Annotated in this window: 3 protein-coding genes; 2 read left to right on the forward strand and 1 reads right to left on the reverse strand. The window is 66.1% G+C overall.

Going from position 1 to position 2,639, the window contains the following annotated elements; genetic code table 11:
• Together EB084_23375 and EB084_23380 are read left to right on the forward strand one after the other, a co-directional pair.
• A partial coding sequence (locus tag EB084_23375) for a hypothetical protein (GenBank protein NDD31203.1) occupies nucleotides 1-189 on the forward strand: 189 nt, incomplete at its 5' end.
• On the forward strand, nucleotides 189-1,283 hold the full coding sequence (locus tag EB084_23380) for an HlyD family efflux transporter periplasmic adaptor subunit (GenBank protein ID NDD31204.1): 1,095 nt from the start codon (nucleotides 189-191) through the stop codon (nucleotides 1,281-1,283). The genes EB084_23375 and EB084_23380, both read left to right, overlap by 1 nt.
• A gap of 72 nt (nucleotides 1,284-1,355) precedes the next feature.
• On the opposite strand, the gene EB084_23385 is transcribed toward EB084_23380, so the two are convergent.
• Nucleotides 1,356-2,633, reverse strand: a complete 1,278-nt coding sequence (locus tag EB084_23385; protein ID NDD31205.1) for a hypothetical protein — start codon at nucleotides 2,631-2,633, stop codon at nucleotides 1,356-1,358.
• Nucleotides 2,634-2,639: the final 6 nt, after the last annotated feature.

Here is a 2,639-nt window from a genome sequence, read left to right on the forward strand (position 1 = left end):
GGGGAGGCCAATGTTCCGCTTGCCCGCGCGGTCGTCGGGGGGCTGGTGAGCTCGACCGCGCTGACCCTGTTCATGGTGCCCATTCTCTACACCGTGATCGTGCGGCGCAAGCCCGCGATCGACGCGCGCCTGGCCGCGGAACTGGGCGATCTCCCGTACGACGGGGCCGCAGAGCAAGGAGTTCACTGATGTCAGTAATACGAGAGAGACGTTCTTCTCTTGTCGGCATTCGTCTGACGATGGCTGCCGCGCTCATGTGCTGGAGCCTCGGAGCGACGGGCTGCGCGGGCAGCGGTGGCGCGCAGGGTGCGTCCCCCGCCGCCAACCTGACCGTGGCGCCCGTGCGCGTGAAGACGGTTCGCCCACAGAAGGGAGCGGCGCTGACCTCGAGCGTCGAGCAGCCCGCCGATGTGGCCTCCTACTACCGTGTCGATCTGCTGGCCCAGACCGCGGGCACGGTGAGGTTCATCGAGAAGACCATGGGCGATTCGGTGAAGGCGGGCGAGCGCCTGGCAGAGCTCGAGCCCCTCGATCGATCGCTGGCGAAGACCGAGAAGGCGATGCTGCGGGCGCCCTTCGATGGCGAGGTATCGGCTCGATCGGTCGATGTGGGTGCGTTCATCTCGAGTGCCGCCATCGTTCCTGGCGCGCCGGCCCTCATCTCCCTGACCCGCACCGACATCGTCACGGTGTCGATGAAGGTGCCGGAGAGCTTCACCGCGTGGGTGACGCCAGACACCGAAGCCGAGCTGCGCTTCGACGCGTTCCCCGGACGCGCGCTGAAGTGCCGGCTCAGCCGCATCTCGCCCTCGATGAGCGCCATTGACCGCACCTTGCTGGTCGAGGTCGATCTGTACAACGGCACGGCCGATCAGTACAAGGCCTTCTCTGCGCGAGAGAAGGCCACGGGCAACGCCGATCTCAAGAGCCGCAAGCTCCCTGTCTTCCCGGAAGGCCTCGACGCGGGTGGCGCCGCGCGCATCAGGCCCGGCATGTTCGGTCGCATGAAGCTCTCCTTCAAAGGAGTCGGCGGCGCAGCGCTCATTCCCAGCAGCGCCATCGTCCGTCAGGGCGGCCTCTCGTATGTCTATCGGGTTGAGGGGGGGAAGGCGTCTCGCGTCCTCGTTCAGGTGAATACCGACGACGGGGTGAACGCGCGCGTGCTGGTTCCAGAGAACGGGGGAGCGAGCACCCGCGAGCTCTCTGAGAGCGATGAGATCGTGGTCTCGAATCAGGGCGAGCTCGAAGATGGCTCTCCGGTGACGGCAGCCCCATCGCCCTGATCCGGGTGAAGGTCAGGCGGCGCCGCACGCGAGGCTGTGCGCCGTCCGTTGCGACCGGCTGAGAACGGGGGCTCAGTCTTCGCCCTGCGCGGCGGCGAAGGTTCCCACCACATCGCGGATGCGGGGGTTGAACAGAATCCCCAGGTGCCCACCGTGCGCGTACTGTCTCACGACCTGGTCGGGCACGTAGTCCTCGGCCTGGTGCGTGAAGGTCTCCACGTTCTCCGCGTTGAGGATCATGTCGTCTTGTGACGTGAGCACGAGCACCGGCACCCCGTTGCCGCTCACGTCGTGGAGCATGTCGTGGAGACGGTGGGCTTTCGAGGTCTCTTCGACGGTGGTGCCGTGCTGCACGAACCAGGCGTCCTGGCTCAGGCTGCGGTGCACGTAGGCGTCGAATGTCTTCGTGTCGGGCGGAGGGTTTCGCAGGTGGCGCAGCATGGTCTCGAGGATGATCCGGGGGCCGCCTTGATAGGCGACGACCTGTTCGACAAGGTAGTCTCCCCGGTTGGCGACCTGGCTCTGGGCGAATGTGTCGAACCGCCCCCCTCTGATGAGGTTGTAGTAGCGCAGTCCCACTTCGGTGACCTGGCCATAGGGGATGGGGCCACGGTCGCCGAGCTGGTCCATCATGGTTACGCTGTCGAGCAGGTCTTGCGGGGGAGAGACGGCGGTGAACGTGCCGTTCAAGATCTGCTCTCCGCCGTGATGTTGCTGGGCCTGCAAGGTGGCCACCCCCAGCAGCCCGCCATACGAGCACCCCACCCCGGAGACGTCTTCGAAGTAGTCGGGCAGCAGGCGTCGGAGGCTGCGCAAGATGTCGACGTTGGTCTCGGCCTCGTTGGGAAGAACCCCTGGGAGGTGGTTGGGCACCGCGTCGAGCCAGCCGTTGCTGAATGGATTGGGGATGACGGCGAAGTTGAGTCCTTGCTTGAGGGCGATGTCTTCGATCTGGCGCACCGGAGGGGTGGTGTGATCGTTCCCGATTCCGGGGAAGATGAGCACCATCTTGGCGTCGGGGCCGTGGTTGAGGTTCATGTGGATGTCGAGCGGCCGGCTGAAGTGCCTGCCAAGCGTCAGTCGGGCGATCTGCGTGCCGATGTTCGGCGTGTTGATCGATGCGTCGACATTCTGGGCCACGGTCGCCACGTAGGGGTCGAGGGGCGGGTAGTCGGTTCGCGCCACCTGCGATCGAATGGCGTCGATGGCGTTCGGTGTGGCCGCCGTCTCGGCTTGCATCTGAGGTCCGCGGTCGCGATGGATCGGAGTCACGGACTGCCCCAGGGAGGGCAGAACCGCGGGCACGCTGGCCGCCGCGGCGGGGGACGAGAGCAGCTGGAAGGCAAGCATGGTCGA

The sequence above is a fragment of the Pseudomonadota bacterium genome (genome assembly GCA_010028905.1).
Taxonomy (GTDB): Bacteria; Vulcanimicrobiota; Xenobia; order RGZZ01; family RGZZ01; genus RGZZ01.

Excerpts from the sequence above, each read along its gene's own strand:
- EB084_23380 (NDD31204.1), top strand. The coding sequence starts at position 189 with ATGTCAGTAATACGAGAGAGACGTTCTTCTCTTGTCGGCATTCGTCTG.
- EB084_23385 (NDD31205.1), bottom strand. The coding sequence starts at position 2,633 with ATGCTTGCCTTCCAGCTGCTCTCGTCCCCCGCCGCGGCGGCCAGCGTG.